The following is a 23689-nucleotide window of genomic DNA, read 5'->3' as shown; positions in this document are numbered from 1 at the left end:
TCAGAGATGATCGGCGTTTTTGTTTGTGCGGATTTTTCGACGATACCCTGATGCGATGAGCCCGCCATTGCGGCGGGCTCACGTGGCGTTAAAGCTTGGGTAGCTGCCCGACGCGGCCCATCATTTCAGTGACGATCTGCAAGTCCAGCAGGAACTGGTCGACGGTCTTGAACTCACCGTCGGTATGCCCGGTGTACTTCACTTCCGGGCGTGCCAGGCCGAATTGAACGCCATTGGGCAGTTCATGCACAGAGGTCGCGCCGGCGGAAGTACCGAACGTGTGCTCCATGCCGAGGTTTTCAGTGGCGACGGCCAGCAGCGCTTTCACCCATTCACCTTCGGGGTTGCGGTACATCGGCGCGGCCACCGAGTAGGTGAAGCCGACGTTGATCTTGGACGTCTTGTCCCAGGCGCTGAGCTTGTCGGCGATTTGCGCTTTGAGTGTCTCGGGCGATTTGCCTTTCGGTATGCGCAGGTTCACGGCCAGTTTGAAGGCTTTGTCATCCAGGCCGACAAAGGTCAGCGAGGTGGTCAGCGGCCCCATGAACTCATCGGCGAAGCCCACACCCAATTTGCCACCCAGATAATCCAGGCCCCAATTGTCGGACGCATAACGCGCAGCGTCGGTGATGTGGTTGTGCTTGAGGGCGATCTTGCCATCGACGCTGTGGATCAGCTCGAGCATGCGCGCCACCGGGTTGACGCCCGCTTGCGGCTCGGACGAGTGCGCAGACACGCCGGTCACCGTCAATTTGACGTCCTTGCCGACCACCGTGGCAGTCACTTCAAAGTCGCCACCGTTGGCCTTGGCATAGTCTGCGCCGGCTTTTTGCAGGCTGGCCGCCAGCTCGACGGGTGTGTCGCTGACCAAGGTCGCAACAGAGACCGAAGGGATCTGGTTGGTAGCCATGCCGCCGGTCATCGAAATGATTTCCGCGCCTTTGCCCTCGCCCTTGCGCACCGGAAAGCTAGCCATCACGGTGCCGTAGCCTTTCTCGGCGATCACCACCGGGTAGCCGCCGTCCAGCGCCAGGTTGTATTGCGGCGTCGGGTTGTGTTCGAAGTAATAGGGGATCGCGTCACCGGAGGTTTCTTCGGTGGTGTCCACCAGCAGTTTGAACGTGCGCGCCAGCGGCAGCTTTTCTTCCTTGATCACCTTCATGGCGTACAGGGCCACGACGATGCCGTTCTTGTCATCCTCGGTGCCACGGCCGTACATGCGGTCGCCGATCAGCGTGACCTTGAACGGATCGAGCCGGGTGCCGTCCTTGAGCACCCAGTTCTCAGGCGTCACCGGTACCACGTCGGCATGGGCATGGATGCCCACCACTTCATCGCCGGGGCCTTCCAGGCTGATTTCGTAGACACGGTTGTCAATGTTGCGGAAGTTCAGGTTAAAGGACTGTGCCAGGTCCTGGATCTTGCCGGCGATCTTGAGGAATTCCGGGTTCTTGTACTGCGGAACGCCGTCGACGTTAAACGTCGGAATCTCTACCAGCTCGCGCAGAGTTTCGAGGGCGGCCTTGCCGTATTTGATGCGGGTGTAGAGACCGAGGAGGCGATTGATTTCGTTCTCCTGGTCGGCGCTCAGGGTTTTGTTGTCGAGAAAGGCGCTGATGGCCGGGCCTGCGTCGGCGGTTTTTGCCAGGTCGTCTTTGGCGAGCGTGCCGAGGAAACCACGGAAATCAGTGACCGATGTTTCGCTGAAACTTTTCAGAATGGCGGCGTTTTGTTGCTCGGTGAGGTTGGCGAAAGCGGGTGTAGCGACGGCCGACAAACTGGCGGCAAACAGGGTGGCCGCCACGATTTTTTTCAGTGGAAAGTGCATGGGTGAAGGCATTCCTTTGCAGGGAGTAAGTAAGAGGTTTCTGATCGATAAGTCAGAAACATTTCCACACACTACCATCACCACGCTCTGGATTGGGAGACGTTGGCGTGGGAAATGTCGCACTCAAATGCCAGGAATGCCGAATTTGAAAATGTGTGTGGGCTTGTTGTGGCGAGGGAGCTTGCTCCCGCTCGACTGCGTAGCGGTCGCAGGTTTTTGGGGGCGCTGCGCACCCCAGCGGGAGCAAGCTCCCTCGCCACAAAGGCTCCCACAGGGGATTTGTGGGGTTATGGCTTGCCGGGATGGGGCTCCGGATATTCCGCCGCTACATCCAGCGATTTGGCATACGGCCCATCCCACAACTGCTCATGCAATTGCCCTACACGCTTGGCCATCGCTTCGCTGCGCATCACCACCTCGAGGTTGCGCGAGTTATCCAGGTAACCGCCGAGCCAGTTGCTGGTGCCGACCCACGCCACCTGGCCATCGATCTCCATGGTCTTGCTGTGGATCACCCGCGCATACGGGATAAACCCTTGCCTGGCTTCGGGCAGGGTGACGATTTTGACCTCGACGTTCGGCAATACCGCCAGGCTTTTGAGGTAGGGCAGTTCCAGCTTGTCGGTGTTCCAGTTTGACACCATCAGCTTGACCGACACCCCGCGTGCAGCGGCGGCGCGTACGGCGTTGTCGATCACTGCGTAGTAGGGCCGGGTTCGGTCCGGTCCGTAGGACAGCGGCGCATAATCGAGCAACTGCACGCGCACTTCTTTTTTTGCTTCGCCCAACAGGCGCGGCAGTTCCAGCTGCGAGTCGCCCACGCCCGGCGGGTTGTAGCGTTGCGGGCTGGCGACCAGGTAATTGCCGGTGCGCGCAGGCGCCTGGCCGGCGGTCGGCAGCGGCACCGTTGTGTGTTCGGTCAAGGCGGCCTGGGCTCCCCAGTCCTGATCGAAGATCGCCTGCACCTGGCTGACCACGGTTGCATCGCTGATGCGCAGCCCGGTTTCGTGGATGTGCTCCAGCGAGCGCCAGTCGAAATTCTGGCTGCCGATAAATGCCTGCTCTCCATCCACTACCATGTATTTGGCGTGAATGATCCCGCCGCTCAATTGCCCGTAAGGCAGTACGCGAAAGGTCAGGTTGGGGATCGCGCGCAAGCGTTCCAGCGTGGAGGCTTCCGACAACTTGATGCCTTTTTCTTCCAGCAAAAAGCGAATCTTCACACCGCGTTTGCCGGCGGCTTCCAGGTGTTCGATGACCGTGTCCATCACCGAGCCGGGATGGTCGGCGGCATAGAACTGGCCGATATCAATACGGGTTTTGGCGCCATCAAACAGCTCAATCCACACCGGGCCGGGCTGGCGCAAATCGGCGCTGCCCAACGCAGTGTCCACCGGCACGGTGTGCACCAGTTCAAAGCCTGGAATTGAAAAGTCCGCCTGGGCCAGCGGACTGAGGAGAGAGGCGGCGAGGCCTGCAATACACAACTTCATCGAGAGGGGCATGGGCGTCTCATCGGGTAAAAAAGGCGGGCGCAAAGGGAAAGGCTGGCGCTATACCTGTGGCAAGCGGGCTTGATGTGGCAAGCGGGCTTGGTGTGCCGAGCGGGCTTGTCGTGGCGAGCGGGCTTGCCCCGCGTTGGAGTGCGAAGCGCTCCCAATTCAAACGACGCGGTGTAACTGATACACCGCGTCGTCAGTTTCTAGGGCCGCTTCGCAGCCCAACGCGGGGCAAGCCCGCTCGCCACAACAAGCGAGCCCGCTTCGAAGGTTATGCCGTGCGGCTGTGCAGCGGCGCTGGCACCAGGTGCGGTACTTCGCTTTGCACGCGGGCACCGGTGGCGGCGCGGATCAGCAGGATCTTCAACTGATCATTGATGCGCTCCAGGCTGTCCTGGAAGAAGTTGTGGAACACCACGCAAAACAGCGCAATGGCGATACCCAGGCCAGTGGCGAACAAGGCCGTTCCGATACCACCGGAGATCTGCCCTGGGTCGGACACGCCCGCGGTCGCCAGCGCCTTGAAGGTGTCGATAATGCCGAGGATCGTACCCAACAGCCCGAGCAGCGGCGCGGCGGTGGTGATGGTCTCGATAATCCACAGGCTGCGCGACAGCGGTGCGCGGGTCTTCAGGTACTGGGTTTCGATTTCATCGTCCAGGTCCTTGCGTGAACCGTGGGAGGCCTTCTGCGCCAGTACCGACAACACCATGTTCAGCGGCAGGCTGTCGCGGCGGGTCAGGCTTTCAGGCAAGTCGCGTTCGCTGTGTACGTTGGCGCCCAGCACCTCGGTCAAGGCACGGGCCTGACGGCGCACGTAGGCGAAGTAGATGCCGCGCTCGATGGCGATAAAGATGGCGATGGCCATCGCGGCATACATCACATAGAAGGTGATGTCGTGAAGCAGATTCATGTCCATGATTCTCAAGCCTCGTAGTTAGAAATTCGCTTCCAGGGAAACCGTGACGGTGCGGTCCAGGCCAACGATGTAGGCCGGGTCGCCGTCCTTGAAACCGCTGTAGGTGGCCGCGTTGGTCTTGGTGGTGTACACGCCGTCCAGGTACTTCTTGTCGAACAGGTTGTCGACGTTCAGGCGCAGGGTCGCGTCCTTGATCACTTTCTTGTCCACTGGCAGGTAAATACCGGCGCCGAGGTTGAAGATGGTACGGCCGGAAATCGCCTCGTCATTGGTCAGGTCACCAAACAGTTCGCTGGTGTATTTGCCGCCGAAGGTGCCGTAGAAGCGGCCGTCGTCGTAGCCGATATTCGCCGCCAGCATGTTCTTCGGCACGTTGGCAAATTGCTTGCCGCTGGTGGGCAACACGATGGCTTTGCCGGCGTTGTAGACGGTCAAATCGTCCTGTTGCTCAGCCTTGGTGTAGGTGTAGGAGGTGTAGTAGTTGAAGTGATTGGGCAGCAGGCCGCTCCACTCCAGTTCCAGGCCACTGTTGTTGACAGAGCCGGCGTTGATGTCGGCGAAGTCACCGTTGACGTCTTTGGACGAGACTTGGCGATCCTTGAACTGCATGTAGAACAAAGTGGCCGCCACGGTCATGTCTTCATCGGTGAAGCGCCAGCCCAACTCGTGGTTCCAGCTGGTTTCCGGCTTGGAGTTGATCGAGTCCACGCCCTTGTCGTACAGCACGTAGTTCTGCGGGATGCGCATGTTGCGCGACAGGCTGTAGAACAACTGGTCACGCTCATCCAGCTGATATTTCAGGCCAACGTTGGGCAGCAGCTTGTTATAGGTCTGGTTACGCTTTTCCGGTTGTTCGGTAAGGCTGCCGTTGTTGGTGCCGTCACGCTTGACGTTCATGTAGGCCAGGCCGGCCACCAGCGTCCAGTCCGGGTTGATGTACCAGGTGTCCTGGGCCCAGACTTTTTGCGCCGGGGTGATGGTGAAGCGGTCGCGGCCCTGCACGGTGTTGCCGTTGGCATCGACCACCGAATCACCGTCTGGCCAGGTGTCGGTCGGCTTGCCGCTGTTCTTCAGGGCTATGAATGGTTGGGTCTGGCTTTGGCGCGCGCGCTCGTACCAGTAGCCGAACTGCAGGCTGTGGTCGCCCAGGTCCCAGTTCAGTTTGGTGGTGATGCCCGGGCGCCAGGTCTGGGTGCGCGAAGGGCGGTAGTAGACGCCGGTGGTCGAGGAACCGTCGGCGTTGTACTGCGCGGCGGTCGGCAAGTTGCCCAGGTCAAAAACGCCACCCTGGTTTGAGCCACGGTTCAGCGCATAGCTGGACGAGCCCACGCCGCTGCCGTTGCCCCAGTAGTAATACGGGATGACCGACAGCGCCAGGTTGTCGGCCAGTTTGAATTGGGTGTTGAGTACGCCGGTAAACGTCTGGAACGGGTTCTGCGCCAACGCGTAGTAACTGTTGAGCTTGCCGTTGCTGCCCACGGTCGGGTTGGCAGGGTAGGGGTCGTACTTGCGGCCCAACTGCTGGAACTGCGCCTTGGTCAGTTGGCTGTAACTGTTGTTGTCCTGCTCGTGGTACTTGAGGATCAGGTTGGCGGTGTTGCCGTTGCCGGCGTCGAAGAAGCTGTTCCACTCGACCTTGTCCGCACGCACGGCGCCCGAACCACGCCACATATCGCCTTCGGTGTGGGACGCCGACAGCCAGTTGCTCAGGCCATTGACCTCGCCGGTGTTGAGCCGTGCGAAGGTCTTGCGGGTGGCGTTGCTGCCGACGATCTGTTTGACGAACGCGCCGGTTTCCTTGGTCGGGCGGATGGTCACGATGCCGATGTTGCCGCCGCTGGAACCGATGTGCGGGCCGTCGGCTTCGGACGCGCCCTGGGTCACGAAGATCTGGTCGATGTTTTCCGGGTCACCCAGCAAGTTGGAGTACAGCGCGTAGTTGCCGGAGTCGTTGATCGGCATGCCGTCCACCGACATCCCCACCTGGTCGGAGTTGAGCCCGCGCATGGTGAAGCGAAAGCCCGACAGCCCGGTGTTGTCTTCGCTGGAGATGTTCAGGCCCGGGGTGTACTTGAGCTTGTCGATCGCGTTGCCGGTGGCGGTCTGTTTATCCAGCGCTTCCTTGGTCACGGTGGAGCGGCCCTTGATGCTTTCTTCCTGCACCATGTAGCCGCCACCTGCAGTGGCTTTGCCCTGCACGCCAATCGTGCCGACGTCACTGTCGCCGGTATCTGCCATGGCCATCCCATGGCCCATGCTTGCGGCAACGAGTGCCAGATGAATCCGTGTGAACCTCATCACTGTCGTCCTGGTGTCGGTGCTTATTGCACGCTGTAGTTGAAGGTGGCGGTGAAGCGCTGCTCATTGCGCCCCCCGAAGGCTTGCTCGGGGAACGGCTTGACTTGCTTGATGCGACGCAAGCTGGTGGTGGCGGCCCGGTTGAGCAACATGCTCGAGGCCTGGGTTTGCACGCCGGAATCCAGAACGCGGCCCTGGCGGTCTACCAGCAACCACACCACCACCTCGCCGCTGGGGCGTTCGAGGGAGGCCTGGCGCCCGGTGGGGTATTGCTTGTAGGTGTCCAACTCGTTGCGCAGCCCCTTGAGGTAACCGCCTTCGAGGGCTTGGCCATCGACCTTCGGCGGTGCTGGCGGTGCGGGTGGCGCCGGTGTCGGGGCGACAGCGGCTTGCACCGGCTTGGCCGGGACGGGGGGCGCTGGCGTTGGTGTCGGCGTCGGCTTGGCGGCCACGACGGGTTTTGGTTTGGGCACCGGTTTGGGCTTGGGCTCGGGTTTTGGCAAGGGCTTGGGCGGCGGAGGCGGCGGGGCCGGTTCGGCCTCTTCATCCTCAATCACCGGCGGTGGCGGCTCTTGCTCCACCACCGGTTCCGGGATCACTTCCGGCTCCGGCTCGACCAACGCCAGCTCCACCGCCGACTCGTCATACACCGGTGTGACCTTCAGCGTTTGTGACTGGATGCCCATCGCAATCAGCACCAGGGCGATCACGGCCGGGACACTCCCCAGCAGCTGCCGCGCACGAAACAAGGCGTACATGATCAGGACTTACGCGTAGCGATGGACACGGAGGTGAAGCCACCCAGGCGCAGGGTGTCCATCACTTCCACCAGGCGCGAAACCTCCACGCCTTTGTCACTGTTGACGATGATCGTCGACTTGGTATCCGGCTTCTCGGCCGCCTTCAGCGCGGGTACCAATGCGTCGACCGAAAGGTCTTTGCCATCCAGTTGCAACTGGCCTTCGAGGCCCAGGGTCAGGATGAATTTATTCTGCGGTTTGAGCTGTTGTGCACTGCTGGCGCTAGGCAATTGAGTCTTCATGCCGAGTGCCGGAATCACGTTCAGGCTGACCAGCACGAAAAACACCAGGAGGAACATCATCACGTCGATCATCGGGATCAGTTCGATGTGCGCCTTGCGTTTCTTGGGTTCGTCCCAGGTTCTCATTCCGTTGCCCCGTTATTGAATTAGGGGCGACACGCTAACAACCAAAAATGACCGATTGGTTAACTTTAATTTACGATTTGAAGGCTCTAGGGCGTGTCTTTCAGTGAATTGATTGTGCAGTTTTGTGACGTAGTGAAATTGACACAAAGTGCGTACATCCTTGGCAATTTATTTTCAGGGCCACCTCCTATGCCGACTGCATTGCCTCGATTGACCACCGCGCGACTGCTGTTGAGGGCACTGGAGAGCGACCAGGCGGAGACGCTGTTTACCCTCGCCAACGGGCCGGACATTGCGGATAACACGGCGAATATTCCGTCGCCCTATACCCTGGAAACGGCGCAGACGTTTATCGCTTCAATCGCGGAAAAATACCGCACAGGTGACCTGCTGAACCTGGGAATGCATGTGCGTGAAACCGGTGAGTTGATTGGTATGGTCAGCCTGCGGATTAACGCCCGTCATCACTATGGTCACCTCGGCGGTTGGGTGGCGGCGCACTGTCGCAATCAGGGATTCGCCGCGGAAGCGGCGAGCGCGATGATGGATTTCGGGTTCACCGAGTTGGGGCTGCAGCGCGTGGGTAGCCAATGCTTTGGCCGCAACAAGGAATCGGCGCGGGTCATGGAGAAAATCGGCCTGCGCTTTGAAGGCTGCATGCGTCAGGCATTCTTCAAAATGGGTGTTTACGAAGATTTGCTCGGCTTTGCCACTGTGCGTGAAGACTGGGAGCGTTGCCTGTGAGCGACGCAGTGGACCTTGGCCGGCGGCGCATCCTCAGCGGGCTGGCGGTGGCCACGGCGTTTTCAATCCTCAGCCCGTTTGCGCGCAGTGCGGGGGTTGATTATCCGTTCACCCTCGGTGTGGCCTCGGGCGATCCATTGCCTGACGGCTTTGTGATCTGGACGCGCCTGGCGCCCTTGTTCAATGCCGCAGACGGGCGCGGCGGGTTGAGCCGCGCGGTGCCGGTGCGTTGGCGGGTGGCCAGCGATGCGGCGATGACGCGCATCGTGCGCCACGGTGAGGTCACGGCGACTGAGCGTTTTGCCCATTCGGTGCATGTCGAGGTCGCAGGGCTAGAAGCAGGCAGGCCGTATTGGTATCAGTTTGACGGCCTGGGCGCACAGAGCCCGGTGGGCCAGGCGCGCACGACGCCGCCGGTGCAGGCCATGGCGTCGGCGCGATTGGGGTTTGTGTCCTGCTCGCATTGGGAGCGCGGTTATTTCAGCGCGTATCGCCACCTTGCGGCAGAGCAGCCCGACCTGGTGTTTTTCCTCGGCGACTATATCTACGACAGCTCTTACGCACTGGACTCGGGCAAGATTATCCGGCCTCACGGCAGCGGCAATGCGGTGAGTTTGAGTGACTACCGCAACCGGTATGCCCTGTACAAAACCGATCCGGATTTACAGGCCTTGCACGCCGCCGCCCCCAGTGTGGCGACCTGGGACGATCACGAAGTGCAAAACGACTACGCCAATCGCTGGTCCCAGGACCCCAAAATTCCGGTAGCGCAGTTTCTCAGGCAGCGGGCAGCGGCGTATCAGGCGTTTTATGAGCACATGCCGTTGCGCGCGAGCAGCCTGCCGAAGGGCCCGGACATGCGCATTTATCGGCGTCTGGATTACGGGCGGTTGGCGCGTTTTCATGTGCTGGACGGGCGGCAATACCGCTCTGAGCAGCCGTGTATTTTGGCCAATGGCAGTCATCAGGGGCATATCGCCGCCAATAGCTGTGCCGACCTGCGCGACCCGAGCCGCACGATGCTGGGCTGGAAGCAGGAGGCCTGGCTTTATCGCGGGTTTGCCGAATCGCGGGCGCAATGGAATGTGATCGCTCAGGACTTGCTGGTAGCGCCGTTGAACCAGCGTGACCTCACCACTCACTTGCCGGGGCGTTGGACGGATGGTTGGGATGGGTACATGGCAAATCGCGAGCGGATGCTGGCGTCGATTCAGCGTCGGCGGTTGAAGAATCCGGTGTTCTGGGGCGGGGATATTCATTCGTTCTGGACCACGGATTTGCATGCGGATGCCAATGATCCTGGCTCGCAGGTGGTTGCCACTGAGTTTGTGGGGTCGTCGGTGACGTCGGATGGGCCGCCCTTTGACGCCTTTTCGCAGATGTTGCCGCTTAACCCCCATGTGAAGTTTTTTGACAGCCGCCAGCGGGGGTATGTGTCGGTGGATGTGGATGAGGGGAAGATGCTCACGCGCTTTCGCGTGATTACGGATCCGCGTGATCGGTTGGCTACGGTTTCTACGCTTAAGTCGTTTGTGGTGGAGTCGGGGAGGGCGGGGGCTTTTGCGGTTTAAGGGGGGGCTGGTGAGGGGGCATATCCGTTGTTGTGGTAACGGCCGCTTATGGTTCCGCTTTTACAGCGGGTCACTTTTGGCAAACGCCCGGAAGCCGGCCCAGCCAAAAGTAACCAAAAGGTCTTCGCCCCACCACTCGGTGCCTCGCTTAGGCTCGGCATGCCTGCGTGCGGCCATCGTGGTTTACGGGGCGCCTGAGATCACAAGCAAGATCAAAAGCAAAAGCACGGCGGCCTGGTAGCCGACCTGAGTGGTTGGATCAAAGGCGCTGTTTTTTTCTAAAGCAGATTGCGATCTCCCAGAAGTAATGCATATCCAAACTGTATGGAGATCCAACTGTGGGAGCTGGCTTGCCTGCGAATGCGGTGGGTCAGTTGATGAATTTGGTGACTGACCCACCGCATTCGCAGGCAAGCCCGCTCCCACAGTTTTGACCGAGCAAGGCTTCAAGATTTTCACAAGTCTGCCTCTCTGTGTGAGCTGGTTCCGTCGAGGCCATTACCTCAAGTCAGTCAATTTCATAACGCACCGACAGTGCGCCTTTCTTCTCCGACAGCGCCAGAATCGTCACCCGGCCCAACTCGCTTAATGCCTGCACGTGCGTTCCACCGCATGCATAGGCCGCCAACTGGCCGAACCCGACTTTACGCACGCCATCGTCCAGCACCATATGCCGGCGGTAGTCGGCCGCAATCCATTGGTCAACTTGCGTTTGAATTGCCTCGGCATCCATAACCTGTGGAGCCTCCCCGCGAATGAACGTGACTTTGCCTTCACCCGGCCAGTGATGGGCCTTGATCGGCATCCAGCCCAGCGCTTCGCCGGCGCTACCGATTAAATGCCCGGCCGAGTGCAGGCGCGTATGCAGCGCGCGCCGATGCTCATCGACTCGGGCCGTTATCAGGCCGGGCTCCACGGGTTTATCCACGTAGTGCACCACGCGGTCCGCCTCTTGGGTGACGCGCAAAACCTGGCTATCACCTAGCCAGCCTGTGTCAAACGGCTGGCCACCGCCCTGAGGATGGAAGATGGTTGATCGCAGCGTCACCGCGAACTGCTCCTCATGCGGCGTGCAGCTCAGCACTTCAAGTTCGGCAGTCAGGTGGTCGTGGGTAAAAAACAGGCGCTCGGTCATAGTTACATCCGCATCAGGGTTCTGCGGGCAGTATAAGTTGTGCGTGGATGGGTGATAATCCATTCAACTATCAATGGACCTGTGCGCTATGAGCATCAATCTTCCTTTACCGCTGCTGGGTGAAATGGCGATTTTCGTCAAAGTGGTGGAAACCGGCAGCTTCTCCGAAGCGGCGCGGCAGCTGAGCGTTTCACCTTCAGCGGTGAGCCGCAGTATCTCGCGCCTGGAACAGGCCCTGGCCACGCGTTTGCTGCAACGTACCACGCGCAAGTTGCGGTTGAGTGAGGGCGGTGAAGAAGTGTTCAAGCGCTGCCAGGAGATGGTCAACGCGGCGCGCTCGGTGATGGAGATCAGCGGCCAGTTCAACCATGAAGCCGAAGGCCTGGTGCGGGTCAGCGTGCCCAAGGCGGTAGGGCGGTTTGTGGTGCATCCGCATATGCCCGAGTTCTTGCGGCGCTACCCCAAGGTCGATGTGCAGTTGATCCTTGAGGACCGGCAAGTGGACCTGATTGACGACAACGTCGACCTGAGCATCCGCATCACCGACAGCCCGCCGCCCGGTTTGGTAGGGCGGCAGTTGTTACCGATTGAGCATCTGCTGTGTGCCACACCGCAGTACCTGGCCGAGCAGGGCGCGCCGAGTCATCCCCATGATTTGCTCGAGCACAGTTGCATCTACCTCGGCGAAACCCCGGGGGATTCACGCTGGAAATTTCGCCAGGGCGGCAAGACTGTGACGGTGGGCGTGCGCGGGCGGTATGCGGCGAACCACACGGGCGTGCGGCTGGATGCGGTGCTTCAGAATGTGGGCATTGGCAGCCTGCCGTATTTCACCGCGCGCCATGCCCTGGAGGAGGGCCGCTTGGTGCAGGTGTTGCCGGAGTGGGACTTTATTGCGTCATACAGTGGCGAGGCGTGGCTGCTGCATTCGCCGACGCGGTATCTGCCGCCGAAGTTGCGGGTGTTTATTGATTACCTGGTGGCGTGTATGGCGAAGGAGCCGACATTGCGCCGACGGTAGGGTTGCAATGCGGTGCAAATGTGGGCGCTGGCTTGCCTGCGATGCAGGCAACTCGATCTTTCAGGTGAACCGAGGTGATGCTATCGCAGGCGAGCCAGCTCCCACATTGAATGCTGTGCCGGTCTGAAAGATCAGTGCTTGCTCTGGTCCAGAGGCATCGCCAGCAGTTGCTTTTCCTGGTTCCAGTCAAACGGTTCGTCGTTCTGTTCGGCTTCATACCGGCGCTCTTCCAGGGCCTGGTACAGGTCGAGTTCTTCGTCGGGCATGAAGTGCAGGCAGTCTCCGCCGAAGAACCACAGCAGATCGCGCGGCACCAGGTGGGCAATTTGCGGGTAGCGCAGGATGACCTGACTCATCAGGTCCTGGCCCAGGTACTGACTTTCGATCGGGTCGATCGGGAGCAGGGCGCGCAATTCGTCGAAACGCTCCAGAAACAGCGTGTGGCTTTCCTCGGGAACCTGTTCGGCTTCGCCGACGGCAACCAGGATGCTGCGCAGGTGGTCGAGCAAGACGAGATGATCGGCAACGACGTTGGACACGAGATAAGTCCTCTAAAGCAAAAACGGGCGCGAGAGTATATGCCTCTCGCGCCCGTATTTATATGACCGCGGGTATCAGCGGACCTTACCTTCAGCCTGGGTGAGTTCTTCCTTGCTGAAGTCATCCACGTCGATCACCTTGCGCCGCGCCGCTTCGGCGTCACGCAAGGTCTGCGCTTCGGCCGGTTGCAGCACTCCGGCGTGCAGCGCGGCATCAATAGCATGCTCGCCGGCAGTCGGTTTGACCTGGCCGCTTTTCAGCGCGCCGTGCAGTTTTTTCTGCAGTGGGTGGCTGGCGCCGAGCAGGTCGTAGGCATGTTGCAGCGCGCCCACCGGATCCTCCGCCGATTGCGGGCGGTAGCAGCCGGCCAGCAGTTCTTCCAGGGTCGGATCGCCCTTGGCACGGCCGATCACTTCGGCCACTCGTGCGTCCAGTGCATCGGACGGCCCGGTATGACGGCGACCGAACGGGAACACGATTACCCGCAGCAAGCAACCGAGGATCCTGTTGGGGAAGTTGCTCAGCAGCTCATCCAGCGCGCGCTCCGACTCGCCAAGGCTTTCTTCCATGGCCCAGGCGAACAGCGGTTCCAGGTGGTCCGGCGAATCCAGGTCGTGATAGCGCTTGAGCGCCGCCGACGCCAGGTACATGTGGCTCAGCACATCCCCGAGGCGTGCCGACAGGCGTTCGCGACGTTTCAACTCGCCGCCGAGCAGCATCATGCTCAGGTCAGCCAGCAGGGCGAACGCGGCAGCCTGACGGTTCAGCGCACGGAAATAACCCTGGCTCAAGCGGTTGCCCGGCGCTTGCTCGAAGCGGCCAATGCCCAGGTTCAGCACCAGCGTGCTGGCGGCGTTACTCACGGCGAAACCGATGTGTTGCATCAGCAGGCCGTCGAACTCTTTCAGTGCTTGATCGCGGTCTTCGCGCCCGGCCAGGGCCATTTCCTTAAGTACAAACGGATGGCAGCGGATGGCGCCCTGACCAAAGATCATCAGGTTGCGCGACAGAATGTTCGCGCCTTCCACGGTGATGAAAATCGGCGCGCCTTGCCAGCTGCGGCCCAGGTAGTTGTTCGGGCCCATGATGATGCCCTTGCCACCGTGCACGTCCATGGCGTGGCTGATGCACTCGCGGCCGCGTTCGGTGAGGTGGTACTTGAGAATCGCCGACAGCACCGAGGGCTTTTCCCCCAGGTCTACGGCGTTAGCGGTGAGCATGCGCGCGCTGTCCATCAGCCAGGCGTTGCCGCCGATGCGCGCCAGGGCTTCCTGAATGCCTTCGAAGGCCGACAGCGGCACGTTGAACTGTTCGCGCACCTGAGCGTATTGGCCGGTAACCAGGCTGGTGAACTTGGCCGCGCCGGTGCCGACGGCAGGCAGCGAAATCGAACGGCCGACCGACAGGCAGTTCATCAGCATCATCCAGCCCTTGCCGAGCATTTCCTGGCCGCCGATAAGGAATTCCAGCGGAATGAACACGTCCTTGCCCGAGTTGGGGCCGTTCATGAACGCGGCGCCCAGCGGTAGGTGACGGCGGCCGATTTCCACGCCAGGGGTGTCTGTTGGGATCAGCGCGAGGCTGATGCCCAAGTCTTCTTCATCACCCAGCAAATGGTCCGGGTCATGCGCCTTGAACGCAAGGCCAAGCAAGGTCGCGACCGGGCCGAGGGTGATGTAGCGTTTTTCCCAGTTCAAGCGCAGGCCGAGGGTTTCCTTTCCTTCCCATTCGCCTTTGCAAATCACGCCAGTGTCGGGCATGGCGCCGGCGTCGGAACCGGCCAGCGGGCCGGTCAGGGCAAAGCACGGGACATCGTCGCCACGCGCCAGGCGCGGCAGGTAGTGGTTGCGTTGTACATCGGTGCCGTAATGCAGCAGCAATTCGGCCGGGCCGAGGGAGTTGGGCACCATTACGGTGGATGCCAGATCTCCGCTGCGGGTCGCAAGTTTCATCGCGATCTGGGAATGGGCATAGGCGGAGAAGCCCTTGCCGCCGTATTCCTTGGGGATGATCAGGGCGAAAAAGCCGTGGGTCTTGATGTGCTCCCAGGCGGCGGGCGGCAAGTCCATGGCCTGGCCGATTTCCCAGTCGCTGACCATCGCGCAGAGCTCTTCGGCAGGGCCGTCGATAAACGCCTGCTCTTCTTCGGTCAGTTGCACCTTGGGATAGGCCAGCAACTTGTCCCAGTCGGGGCGACCGCTGAACAGTTCGCCGTCCCACCACACAGTGCCGGCGTCGATGGCGTCGCGCTCGGTTTCGGACATCGGCGGCAGGACTTTCTGGAACCAGCTGAACAGCGGCTTGGTGAAGTATTGGCGGCGCAGGTCGGGCAGCAGCAAAGGCAGGGCCACGGCCGCGATCAACAACCAGAAAATCAGCAGCAGCCACCCCGGTGCGTGGCTCCAGGCACCCATCGCCAGCAGGTAAACGGCGACCACGCCCAGGGCGGGCAGGGGCGCGGTGCGGCGGTGTGCCAGGTAGGCAATGCCGACCACCAGAACCAGTATCCACAACAACAGCATATTCAATCCTCCGTGAAACCAGGGGCGAAATCACCATGCAGCTTAGTCGTCATCCGAACAGGCGCGGTGATCAGGGTGTAACGAGATTTGGCCGAATCGTCGTTATCTCCCCGGCCGGCCTGTCGTAACACTCAAGGCTTCCTTCGGAGATAAAGCTCATGGACACGTACCTGAGTCCCAGCCGCTTCATCGATAGTGACACCCCTGCGGTGGTGGAGTTCGACGAAAAACATCGCGGTGGCGGTACGGATCTACGTGACCAGGCAGTCAGTCTTTATTACCCGGTGCGTGAGGCGATTGGCTAAAACCCATACACCTTCGCAGAGTGGTTTAAGCCGCGGGTGAACCGGCGTATGCTCCTGCGTTCATCAAGCCATGTTCATCAACAATAAGGCGCGGTCATGCTGAAGATCTGGGGTCGTAAAAATTCATCAAATGTCAGGAAAGCACTGTGGTGCGCCGAGGAACTCGGCCTGGACTATGAAGCAATTGATGCGGGCGGGGCTTTTGGTGTGGTCGACACGCCGCAATACCGAGCGTTGAACCCCAATGGCCGGGTACCGATGATCGAAGACGGCGACTTTGTGCTGTGGGAGTCCAACACCATCGTGCGCTACCTCTGCGCCAAACAGGCATCGAGCTGGTACCCGAGTGACCTGAAGGCTCGCGCCAACGCCGAGAAGTGGATGGACTGGACCACCTCGACCCTCGCCGAACCCTTCAAGGCGGTGTTCTGGGGCATTTTGCGCACCCCGCCTGAAAAGCAGAACTGGGACAGTATCAACGCCGGTCGCCAAGCCTGCATTGATGCACTCGGCACCGTCGACAAGGCCCTTGCCGAACAGCCTTACTTGTCCGGAAACGAGATCGGCATGGGTGATATCCCGCTGGGCTGCTTTATCTACGCCTGGTTTGAAATGCCCATCGAACGGCCTGCAATGCCCCATCTAGAGGCCTGGTACCAGCGCCTGCAACAGCGCCCGGCCTATCAAAAAGCGGTTATGACCGCGTTGACTTAATACCCACTATTAATACAGGCGACTGTACTTGTGCGGCGCGGGCAAGCACCATGCTTGTCATGCGCCGCCGTTGAACTACGAGCGCTGCGCCCTCATCTACTCTTTCTATTCCCTTCTTTGGTGCGTATTCCGATATGAGTTCCGCTCTGTCCATCCGGCAGCTAACCAAAACCTACGGCAACGGTTTCCAGGCCCTGAGTGGTATCGATCTGGACGTTGCCGAAGGTGATTTCTTCGCCTTGCTTGGCCCCAACGGCGCTGGCAAATCCACCACCATCGGCATCCTCTCGACCCTGGTCAACAAGTCCAGCGGCTCGGTAAATATCTTTGGTCATGACCTGGACAAATCCCCGGCGGCGCTCAAGCGTTCCATCGGCGTGGTGCCCCAGGAATTCAACTTCAACCAGTTTGAAAAGACCTTCGACATCGTCGTGACCCAGGCCGGTTACTACGGCATCCCGGCGAAAGTCGCCAAGGAACGCGCCGAGCAATACCTGACCCAACTGGGTCTGTGGGATAAACGTGATGTGCCCTCGCGCTCGCTGTCCGGCGGCATGAAGCGGCGTTTGATGATCGCCCGTGCGCTGGTGCATGAACCGCGCCTGCTGATCCTCGATGAGCCAACGGCCGGTGTGGATATCGAGCTGCGTCGCTCGATGTGGACCTTTCTCACCGAGCTGAACGAGAAGGGCATCACCATCATCCTCACCACCCACTACCTGGAAGAGGCTGAGCAGCTGTGCCGCAACATCGGCATCATCGACCATGGCACCATCGTCGAGAACACCAGCATGCGTAACCTGCTGGGTCAGTTGCATGTGGAAACCTTTTTGCTCGACCTGAAAAACAACCTGTCAGTGGCACCGCAGTTGCTCGGTTACCCGAGCCGCTTGGTCGACAGCCACACGCTGGAAGTCCAGGTGGACAAAGCCATGGGCATCACTGCGTTGTTTACCCAATTGGCGGCCCAGAACATCGAAGTGCTGAGCTTGCGTAACAAAACCAATCGCCTTGAGGAGTTGTTTGTGTCCCTGGTGGAGAAAAATCTGGCGAAGGTGGCGGTATGAGTTCCGAACTGCAACCCAACCTCGTCGCGCTGCAGACCATCGTCTACCGTGAAGTGAAACGCTTTACCCGGATCTGGCCGCAAACGTTGCTGCCGCCGGCGATCACCATGGTCTTGTACTTTGTGATCTTCGGTAACCTGATCGGCCGCCAGATCGGTGATATGGGTGGTTTCACCTATATGGAATACATCGTGCCGGGCCTGATCATGATGTCGGTGATTACCAACTCCTACGGCAACGTGGTCTCGAGCTTCTTCGGCAGCAAGTTCCAGCGCTCTATCGAAGAACTGATGGTGTCGCCGGTATCGCCGCACACCATTTTGATCGGCTACACCGCCGGCGGCGTGCTGCGTGGCTTGATGGTCGGTGTGATCGTGACCCTGCTGTCGCTGTTCTTTACCCACCTGCAGGTGCATCACCTTGGGGTCACCATTCTGGTGGTGGTGCTGACGGCGACGATCTTCTCGCTGCTGGGGTTCATCAACGCCGTGTTTGCGCGCAACTTTGATGATATTTCGATCATTCCGACTTTTGTACTCACGCCGCTGACGTACCTGGGCGGGGTGTTCTACTCGATCACTTTGCTGCCGCCGTTCTGGCAGACGGTGTCGCTGGCCAACCCGGTGCTGCACATGGTTAACGCCTTCCGGTATGGCATTTTGGGTGTGTCGGACATCAAGATCAGCGTGGCGATTACCTTCATGCTGGTGGCCACCGTGGTGCTGTATATCGGCTGCGCGCGGTTGCTGGTAAGTGGGCGCGGGATGCGTACGTAACACAAGACGAATGTGGGAGCTGGCTTGCCTGCGATGGCGGCGGGTCAGCACCCCATAGGTCACTGATCCATCGCTATCGCAGGCAAGCCAGCTCCCACATTGGATTGAGCTACGTTCTCAGGCCTTCAGCGCCAATTCGATCAGCTCATGCAGCTCTTCCACCTGCAGCGGCGCGCTGGCAAACAGAATCCTGAATACCGTTGGCGCCGCCACCAGGTTGATCAGCCGATCAACCTGGGGCAGGGGCTGACCGTTGTCGGCATATCGATCAAGGATGGCCTGCAACTGCCCGCCAAGCAGTGTCACGCAATACCCCGGTGTCAGGCTGCATTGCACATCGCGCATCATGTTGCGGCCCGGCTCTGAACTCATCTCATCCAGATATTGCTCGGCCCAGGCCCGCAAGTCACCGCGCAGGCTGCCGGTGTTGGCTGGCTCACTGTCCGGGCGCAAACGCTCCAGCGCCACATCCGCCAGCAGCGCAGACAAGTCGCCCCACCGTCGATAAATGGTGGAGGGCGTAACCCCCGCGCGTGCAGCGATCATCGGCACAGTGACACTGGAACGCTCGTGGGCTTCCAGCAGTTCGCGCGCGGCGTTGTGCACTGATTCCTGGACCCGGGCACTGCGGCCCCCCGGGCGAAGGCCTTCTTTAATTGCCATGCACAAAACCTTAACACAAAGAATTTGCTTTAAGCGCATTCAGGTTGCACACTCCGCAAAAGCGAAATATTAGCTTTAGCGGAGTCTGCCCATGTCCAGCGTCACTTCCCAACGGTCCAGCCTGGCGTTCCTGGTAATCACCGTGCTGACCTTCCTCGCCGCGTCCAGCGCGCCGACGCCGCTGTATCAGGTCTATCAGGACAACCTGCATTTTTCCGCAGCAATGCTGACGGTGATCTTTGGCGTCTACGCCGTGAGCCTGCTGGCGGCGCTGCTCACCGTGGGTTCGCTGTCGGATTACGTCGGCCGCAAACCGGTGATCTTCGTCGCGTTACTGCTGAACATTGTGGCGATGCTGCTGTTTATCACCGCGGATTCTACCGCCCACCTGATCGCCGCGCGTGCCCTGCAAGGGTTCGCCACGGGGATGGCGACGGCGGTGCTGAGCGCAACGCTGCTCGACACCGACCGGGTGCGCGGCCCTATGCTCAATAGCCTTGCGCCGCTGCTGGGCATGGCCGCGGGCGGCTTGGGCAGCGGGTTGCTGGTGGAATTCGCACCCCGGCCGACGCAGTTGATCTACTTCGCAATGCTCGGGTTGATGGTGCTGCAAGCGCTGTATGTATGGCGCTTGCCAGAAACCGTCAACCGCATTCCGGGTGCCTTGAAATCACTGGCGCCGACCCTGCATGTGCCCGTGCAAGCGCGCCGCGCCTTGTGGCTGGCCATGCCGCTGAACGTGGCGGTGTGGGCGCTGGGCGGGTTCTTTTCATCCCTGGCGCCGTCTTTGGTGAAGGCGGCCACCGGTTCGGCCTCTCACCTGATCGGCGGCGTCCTGATAGCGGTGGTGACATTGAGCGGCGCCGTGATGATCTACAGCCTGCGCAATCGGCCAGCGGATAAGGTTATGCGCCTGTCGGCGGCACTGTTGGCATCGGGTGTGGCCTTGTTGCTGGTCGCCGTGCAGAGCGCCAGCCTGCCGCTGTTCTTTGTGGCCAGTGTGGTTGCAGGTTTTGGTTTCGGCGGTGGCTTCATGGGCAGTATTCGCAGCATCGTGGGCTTGGCGTTGCCCCATGAACGGGCCGGTTTGATGTCGGCGTTCTACGTGCTGAGCTACCTTGCGTTCTGCCTGCCAGCCTTGTTGGCAGGCAACCTGAGCCGGGTTTTTGGCTTGATTGCTACCACGGACGGCTACGGCGCGGTACTGATCCTGCTCGCCCTTGGCGCTCTCGGCGGGTTGCTGTTGCAGCGTTCGGCGAGCGTCAAAACAGCGACTTAACCGCTTATATAGGCAAAACAGATAACAGTTAGAGATATTACCCGTTATATAGATATTCGATGGAGTTCTACCATGGTCCCAACCTCATGCGAGGAAGAGGATTGCCATCATGACCTGCTCGAATACCAACAGTTACAAACCTTTCAGTCACCTGACCCGTCCACGGGAAGTGATTCGCCAGTTCACCCCCAACTGGTTCGCCGCAACCATGGGCACCGGCGTGTTGGCGCTGGCTTTGGCGCAGTTGCCGGTCAATCTGCCCGGCGTGCACGCCGTTGCCGAAGGGCTGTGGTTGTTCACCGTTGGGCTGTTTGTGGTGTTCAGCGTTCTGTACGCCGCCCGCTGGGTGATGTTCTTCCACGAAGCGCGGCGGATCTTCGGGCACTCCACGGTTTCGATGTTCTTCGGCACCATTCCCATGGGCCTGGCAACGATCCTCAATGGCTTGCTGTTGTTCGGCCTGCCGCGCTGGGGCAGTGGCGTGGTGCCGCTGGCCGAGGTTTTGTGGTGGCTGGACGTGGCAATGGCCCTGGCTTGCGGTGTGTTGATCCCGTTCATGATGTTTACCCGCCAGGAGCACAGCATCGACCAGATGACCGCCGTATGGCTGTTGCCGGTGGTCGCAGCCGAAGTGGCTGCTGCCAGCGGTGGCCTGCTCGCGCCGCACTTGGTGGGCGCGCATTCGCAACTGGTGATGTTGGTGACCAGCTATGTGCTGTGGGCCTTCTCGCTGCCGGTGGCGTTCAGCATTCTCACCATCCTGATGTTGCGCATGGCCCTGCACAAACTGCCTCACGCCAATATGGCCGCCTCGAGCTGGCTGGCTCTAGGCCCCATCGGCACCGGCGCCCTGGGCATGTTGCTGCTGGGCGGCGATGCGCCTGCGATCTTCGCCGCCAATGGCTTACCCGGTGTCGGTGAGATAGCCAACGGCCTGGGGCTGATAGCCGGTATTACCCTGTGGGGCTTTGGGTTGTGGTGGATGCTGATCGCGGTGTTGATCACCCTGCGTTATCTGCGCGCCGGCATCCCGTTCAACCTTGGCTGGTGGGGCTTTACGTTCCCGTTGGGGGTGTATGCGCTGGCTACGTTGAAGCTGGCGAACGTGTTGCATCTTGGGTTCTTCAGCGTGCTCGGCAGCGTGTTGGTGCTGGCGCTGGCGCTGATGTGGCTGGTCGTCGCCAGGCGCACCGTGCAGGGCGCCTACAAAGGTGAGCTTTTTGTTTCACCTTGCATTGCAGGGCTAGCGAATAAGTAATCAGGATTAGGTAAAGTCGTGGCCTGACAATTTATAAGCCTTCAGGCCACGCAGGAACACGGACGATGAGCCACCCCTCACAATTCACCTTGCTGCGCACGCGGCGCTTCTTGCCGTTTTTCATCACCCAGTTGCTGGGCGCCTTCAACGACAACATCTTCAAGCAATCGCTGATCCTGGCGATCCTCTACAAGCTCACCATCGACGGCGACCGCTCCATTTGGGTCAACCTGTGTGCGCTGCTGTTTATCCTGCCGTTCTTCCTGTTCTCGGCGCTGGCCGGGCAGTTTGGCGAAAAATTCAACAAGGACGCACTGATCCGCGCGATCAAGGTCGGCGAGATTGTGATCATGTCCGTGGGCGCCGCAGGCTTCCTGTTCAATCACCTTGAGCTGATGCTGCTGGCGCTGTTTGCCATGGGCACGCACTCGGCGCTGTTTGGCCCGGTGAAGTATTCGATCATGCCGCAGGCGCTGCACGATGATGAGCTGGTCGGCGGCAACGGCCTGGTGGAAATGGGTACGTTCCTGGCGATTCTGGCCGGCACCATCGGCGCCGGCATCATCATGTCATCCACCCATTACGCGCCAGTGGTGGCGGTGGCGATTATCGGCGTGGCGGTGCTGGGTTATCTGGCCAGTCGCAGCATTCCCCGCGCGGCAGCTTCGACGCCAGGGTTGCGCCTGAACTGGAATATCTTCAGTGAGTCCTGGGCCACCTTGCGCCTGGGCCTGGGACAGACGCCAGCCGTGTCGCGTTCCATCGTCGGCAACTCGTGGTTCTGGTTTGTCGGCGCGATCTACCTGACGCAAATCCCGGCTTACGCCAAGGAATGGTTGTACGGCGATGAAACCGTGGTGACGCTGATCCTCACCGTGTTCTCGGTGGGCATCGCGCTCGGCTCGATGCTGTGCGAAAAGCTCTCCGGGCGTAAAGTCGAAATCGGCCTGGTGCCGTTCGGCTCGTTTGGCCTGACCGTGTTTGGACTGCTGCTGTGGTGGCATTCCGGCGGCTTCCCGCAGAACGTCCAGGCCAACGACTGGCTCGCGGTACTCAGCTATGGCCAGGCCTGGTGGGTGCTGTTCGATATCCTTGGCCTGGGCGTATTCGGCGGCTTTTATATTGTGCCGCTGTACGCGCTGATCCAGTCACGCACCGCCGAAAATGAGCGCGCGCGGGTAATCGCAGCCAACAATATTCTCAACGCGCTGTTCATGGTGGTCTCGGCCATTGTGTCGATCCTGCTGCTGAGCGTGGCCAAGCTGTCGATCCCCGAATTGTTCCTGGTGGTGTCGCTGCTCAATATCGCGGTCAACACCTACATCTTCAAGATCGTCCCCGAGTTCACCATGCGCTTCATGATCTGGCTGCTCAGCCATTCCATGTACCGCGTGGAGCACCGCAACCTGGAACTGATCCCGGACGAAGGCGCAGCTTTGCTGGTGTGCAACCACGTGTCGTTTGTCGATGCATTGTTGATTGGCGGCGCGGTGCGTCGGCCGATTCGCTTTGTCATGTACTACAAGATCTACCGTTTGCCGGTGCTGAACTTTATCTTCCGCACCGCAGGGGCTATTCCGATTGCCGGGCGCCATGAGGACATTCAGATTTACGAAAAGGCCTTCACGCGCATTGCGCACTACCTGAAGGAAGGGGAGTTGGTGTGCATCTTCCCGGAAGGCAAGTTGACGGCCGATGGCGAGATGAATGAGTTTCGTGGCGGGTTGACGCGGATTCTGGAGGAGACGCCGGTGCCGGTGATTCCGCTGGCCTTGCAGGGGTTGTGGGGAAGCTTTTTCAGCCGCGATCCGAACAAGGGGATTTTCCATCGGATCTGGTCGCGTGTGGTGCTGGTGGCGGGTGCGCCGGTGGCGATGGACGCTGCGACGCCTGCGCAGTTGCAGGTGGTGGTGGCTGGTTTGCGGGGCAGTGTCAGGTAGTTTTTTGCAGGCTTTAAGGGCCTCATCGCAGGCAAGCCAGCTCCCACATTAGACCATGTTGCTTTAAACAACTCGGTCAACTGTGGGAGCTGGCTTGCCTGCGATAGCGGTACCCGCCTAAGCGCTGATCTTGAGCCCAATGAGCCCGCAAATGATCAACGCCACACTCGCCAACCGAAACAGCGCCATGGATTCCCCAAACAGGACAATCCCGGCAATCACCGTGCCCACGGCTCCCACACCCGTCCAAATCGCATAGGCGGTGCCCAGCGGCAGTTCTTTCATCGCCAGCCCCAGCAGCCCAAGGCTGATAGCCATGGCGGCGATTGTCAGGGCGGTGGGCAGTGGTTTGCTGAAACCGTCGGTGTACTTCAAACCAACCGCCCAGCCAACTTCAAACAACCCGGCAAAAAACAGAATGATCCAGGACATGCTGACCCTC

At 60.2% G+C, this 23689-nt stretch carries 20 protein-coding genes and 1 pseudogene; 10 read left to right on the top strand and 11 right to left on the bottom strand.

Annotated features, from left to right (window positions below):
• Positions 1–88 precede the first annotated feature (88 nt).
• The 6 genes from ACP7A2_RS18645 to ACP7A2_RS18620 form a co-directional block, all read right to left on the bottom strand.
• Positions 89–1828, bottom strand: coding sequence for a dipeptidase (locus ACP7A2_RS18645; RefSeq protein ID WP_426135390.1), 1740 nt, complete (start codon positions 1826–1828; stop codon positions 89–91).
• A 287-nt stretch (positions 1829–2115) separates the two neighbouring features.
• Positions 2116–3333, bottom strand: coding sequence for a phospholipase D-like domain-containing protein (locus ACP7A2_RS18640; RefSeq protein ID WP_426135389.1), 1218 nt, complete (start codon positions 3331–3333; stop codon positions 2116–2118).
• A gap of 265 nt (positions 3334–3598) precedes the next feature.
• Positions 3599–4246 (bottom strand): MotA/TolQ/ExbB proton channel family protein, encoded by a 648-nt coding sequence (locus tag ACP7A2_RS18635; protein ID WP_426135388.1) that lies wholly within the window; start codon positions 4244–4246, stop codon positions 3599–3601.
• 18 nt (positions 4247–4264) lie between these two features.
• Positions 4265–6544, bottom strand: coding sequence for a TonB-dependent receptor (locus ACP7A2_RS18630; protein WP_426135387.1), 2280 nt, complete (start codon positions 6542–6544; stop codon positions 4265–4267).
• A gap of 23 nt (positions 6545–6567) precedes the next feature.
• Entirely contained in the window at positions 6568–7302 is a 735-nt protein-coding gene (locus ACP7A2_RS18625; RefSeq protein WP_426135386.1) for an energy transducer TonB family protein, read from the bottom strand.
• A gap of 2 nt (positions 7303–7304) precedes the next feature.
• Positions 7305–7712 carry an ExbD/TolR family protein gene (locus ACP7A2_RS18620; protein ID WP_348062238.1) on the bottom strand — a complete coding sequence of 136 codons (408 nt, stop codon included), beginning with the start codon at positions 7710–7712 and terminating at the stop codon, positions 7305–7307.
• A 189-nt stretch (positions 7713–7901) separates the two neighbouring features.
• Here ACP7A2_RS18620 and ACP7A2_RS18615 point away from each other — a divergent pair, with 189 nt between their 5' ends.
• Positions 7902–8456, top strand: a complete 555-nt coding sequence (locus ACP7A2_RS18615) for a GNAT family N-acetyltransferase (RefSeq protein WP_426135385.1) — start codon at positions 7902–7904, stop codon at positions 8454–8456.
• Positions 8453–10027 (top strand): alkaline phosphatase D family protein, encoded by a 1575-nt coding sequence (locus ACP7A2_RS18610; RefSeq protein WP_426135384.1) that lies wholly within the window; start codon positions 8453–8455, stop codon positions 10025–10027. Before ACP7A2_RS18615 ends, ACP7A2_RS18610 begins: the two co-directional genes overlap by 4 nt.
• Positions 10028–10535: 508 nt before the next feature.
• Here ACP7A2_RS18610 and ACP7A2_RS18605 read toward each other — a convergent pair.
• Positions 10536–11162 carry an alanyl-tRNA editing protein gene (locus tag ACP7A2_RS18605; RefSeq protein WP_426135383.1) on the bottom strand — a complete coding sequence of 209 codons (627 nt, stop codon included), beginning with the start codon at positions 11160–11162 and terminating at the stop codon, positions 10536–10538.
• An 88-nt stretch (positions 11163–11250) separates the two neighbouring features.
• On the opposite strand from ACP7A2_RS18605, the gene ACP7A2_RS18600 reads away from it, so the two are divergent.
• Complete coding sequence (locus tag ACP7A2_RS18600; RefSeq protein ID WP_426135382.1) at positions 11251–12183, top strand: LysR family transcriptional regulator; 933 nt, start codon at positions 11251–11253, stop codon at positions 12181–12183.
• Positions 12184–12314: 131 nt separating this feature from the next.
• On the opposite strand, the gene ACP7A2_RS18595 is transcribed toward ACP7A2_RS18600, so the two are convergent.
• Positions 12315–12722 (bottom strand): PA2817 family protein, encoded by a 408-nt coding sequence (locus tag ACP7A2_RS18595; RefSeq protein ID WP_426135381.1) that lies wholly within the window; start codon positions 12720–12722, stop codon positions 12315–12317.
• A gap of 75 nt (positions 12723–12797) precedes the next feature.
• Positions 12798–15245: an acyl-CoA dehydrogenase gene (locus tag ACP7A2_RS18590; RefSeq protein WP_426135380.1), complete on the bottom strand. Its 2448-nt coding sequence runs from the start codon at positions 15243–15245 to the stop codon at positions 12798–12800.
• A 158-nt stretch (positions 15246–15403) separates the two neighbouring features.
• Here ACP7A2_RS18590 and ACP7A2_RS18585 point away from each other — a divergent pair.
• The 4 genes and pseudogenes from ACP7A2_RS18585 to ACP7A2_RS18570 all read left to right on the top strand — a co-directional run.
• Positions 15404–15547: pseudogene (locus ACP7A2_RS18585) on the top strand (cysteine protease); the annotation flags it as partial.
• A 99-nt stretch (positions 15548–15646) separates the two neighbouring features.
• Positions 15647–16264 carry a glutathione S-transferase family protein gene (locus tag ACP7A2_RS18580; RefSeq protein WP_375071051.1) on the top strand — a complete coding sequence of 206 codons (618 nt, stop codon included), beginning with the start codon at positions 15647–15649 and terminating at the stop codon, positions 16262–16264.
• Between the two features lie 134 nt (positions 16265–16398).
• On the top strand, positions 16399–17331 hold the full coding sequence (locus ACP7A2_RS18575) for an ABC transporter ATP-binding protein (RefSeq protein WP_426135379.1): 933 nt from the start codon (positions 16399–16401) through the stop codon (positions 17329–17331).
• A complete protein-coding gene (locus ACP7A2_RS18570) occupies positions 17328–18107 on the top strand; it encodes an ABC transporter permease (protein ID WP_048730071.1) in 780 nt (259 codons plus the stop codon). Before ACP7A2_RS18575 ends, ACP7A2_RS18570 begins: the two co-directional genes overlap by 4 nt.
• Positions 18108–18224: 117 nt before the next feature.
• Here the strand turns inward: ACP7A2_RS18570 and ACP7A2_RS18565 are convergent, their stop codons facing one another.
• Positions 18225–18770, bottom strand: coding sequence for a TetR/AcrR family transcriptional regulator (locus ACP7A2_RS18565; protein WP_426135378.1), 546 nt, complete (start codon positions 18768–18770; stop codon positions 18225–18227).
• A 91-nt stretch (positions 18771–18861) separates the two neighbouring features.
• On the opposite strand from ACP7A2_RS18565, the gene ACP7A2_RS18560 reads away from it, so the two are divergent.
• The 3 genes from ACP7A2_RS18560 (at position 18862) to ACP7A2_RS18550 (ending at position 23247) form a co-directional block, all read left to right on the top strand.
• Entirely contained in the window at positions 18862–20049 is a 1188-nt protein-coding gene (locus ACP7A2_RS18560) for an MFS transporter (protein WP_426135377.1), read from the top strand.
• Between the two features lie 109 nt (positions 20050–20158).
• Complete coding sequence (locus ACP7A2_RS18555; RefSeq protein WP_426135376.1) at positions 20159–21307, top strand: TDT family transporter; 1149 nt, start codon at positions 20159–20161, stop codon at positions 21305–21307.
• A 65-nt stretch (positions 21308–21372) separates the two neighbouring features.
• Positions 21373–23247: an MFS transporter gene (locus ACP7A2_RS18550; protein ID WP_426135375.1), complete on the top strand. Its 1875-nt coding sequence runs from the start codon at positions 21373–21375 to the stop codon at positions 23245–23247.
• Between the two features lie 117 nt (positions 23248–23364).
• On the opposite strand, the gene sugE is transcribed toward ACP7A2_RS18550, so the two are convergent.
• Positions 23365–23679: a quaternary ammonium compound efflux SMR transporter SugE gene (gene sugE / locus ACP7A2_RS18545; RefSeq protein WP_065939898.1), complete on the bottom strand. Its 315-nt coding sequence runs from the start codon at positions 23677–23679 to the stop codon at positions 23365–23367.
• Positions 23680–23689: the final 10 nt, after the last annotated feature.

The organism is Pseudomonas sp. PWP3-1b2 (assembly GCF_049896045.1).
GTDB classification, from domain to species: domain Bacteria; phylum Pseudomonadota; class Gammaproteobacteria; order Pseudomonadales; family Pseudomonadaceae; genus Aquipseudomonas; species Aquipseudomonas antarctica_B.
Note: the sequence above shows the minus strand (reverse complement) of the source record. Positions and strands in the feature narration are given on the sequence as shown.

What these genes read in the sequence shown, in the direction of transcription:
- ACP7A2_RS18645 (WP_426135390.1), bottom strand. Translation starts at nt 1,828, where the DNA reads ATGCACTTTCCACTGAAAAAAATCGTGGCGGCCACCCTGTTTGCCGCC.
- ACP7A2_RS18640 (WP_426135389.1), bottom strand. Translation starts at nt 3,333, where the DNA reads ATGCCCCTCTCGATGAAGTTGTGTATTGCAGGCCTCGCCGCCTCTCTC.
- ACP7A2_RS18635 (WP_426135388.1), bottom strand. Translation starts at nt 4,246, where the DNA reads ATGGACATGAATCTGCTTCACGACATCACCTTCTATGTGATGTATGCC.
- ACP7A2_RS18630 (WP_426135387.1), bottom strand. Translation starts at nt 6,544, where the DNA reads ATGAGGTTCACACGGATTCATCTGGCACTCGTTGCCGCAAGCATGGGC.
- ACP7A2_RS18625 (WP_426135386.1), bottom strand. Translation starts at nt 7,302, where the DNA reads ATGTACGCCTTGTTTCGTGCGCGGCAGCTGCTGGGGAGTGTCCCGGCC.
- ACP7A2_RS18620 (WP_348062238.1), bottom strand. Translation starts at nt 7,712, where the DNA reads ATGAGAACCTGGGACGAACCCAAGAAACGCAAGGCGCACATCGAACTG.
- ACP7A2_RS18615 (WP_426135385.1), top strand. Translation starts at nt 7,902, where the DNA reads ATGCCGACTGCATTGCCTCGATTGACCACCGCGCGACTGCTGTTGAGG.
- ACP7A2_RS18605 (WP_426135383.1), bottom strand. Translation starts at nt 11,162, where the DNA reads ATGACCGAGCGCCTGTTTTTTACCCACGACCACCTGACTGCCGAACTT.
- ACP7A2_RS18600 (WP_426135382.1), top strand. Translation starts at nt 11,251, where the DNA reads ATGAGCATCAATCTTCCTTTACCGCTGCTGGGTGAAATGGCGATTTTC.
- ACP7A2_RS18590 (WP_426135380.1), bottom strand. Translation starts at nt 15,245, where the DNA reads ATGCTGTTGTTGTGGATACTGGTTCTGGTGGTCGGCATTGCCTACCTG.
- ACP7A2_RS18580 (WP_375071051.1), top strand. Translation starts at nt 15,647, where the DNA reads ATGCTGAAGATCTGGGGTCGTAAAAATTCATCAAATGTCAGGAAAGCA.
- ACP7A2_RS18575 (WP_426135379.1), top strand. Translation starts at nt 16,399, where the DNA reads ATGAGTTCCGCTCTGTCCATCCGGCAGCTAACCAAAACCTACGGCAAC.
- ACP7A2_RS18570 (WP_048730071.1), top strand. Translation starts at nt 17,328, where the DNA reads ATGAGTTCCGAACTGCAACCCAACCTCGTCGCGCTGCAGACCATCGTC.
- ACP7A2_RS18565 (WP_426135378.1), bottom strand. Translation starts at nt 18,770, where the DNA reads ATGGCAATTAAAGAAGGCCTTCGCCCGGGGGGCCGCAGTGCCCGGGTC.
- ACP7A2_RS18560 (WP_426135377.1), top strand. Translation starts at nt 18,862, where the DNA reads ATGTCCAGCGTCACTTCCCAACGGTCCAGCCTGGCGTTCCTGGTAATC.
- ACP7A2_RS18555 (WP_426135376.1), top strand. Translation starts at nt 20,159, where the DNA reads ATGACCTGCTCGAATACCAACAGTTACAAACCTTTCAGTCACCTGACC.
- ACP7A2_RS18550 (WP_426135375.1), top strand. Translation starts at nt 21,373, where the DNA reads ATGAGCCACCCCTCACAATTCACCTTGCTGCGCACGCGGCGCTTCTTG.
- sugE (WP_065939898.1), bottom strand. Translation starts at nt 23,679, where the DNA reads ATGTCCTGGATCATTCTGTTTTTTGCCGGGTTGTTTGAAGTTGGCTGG.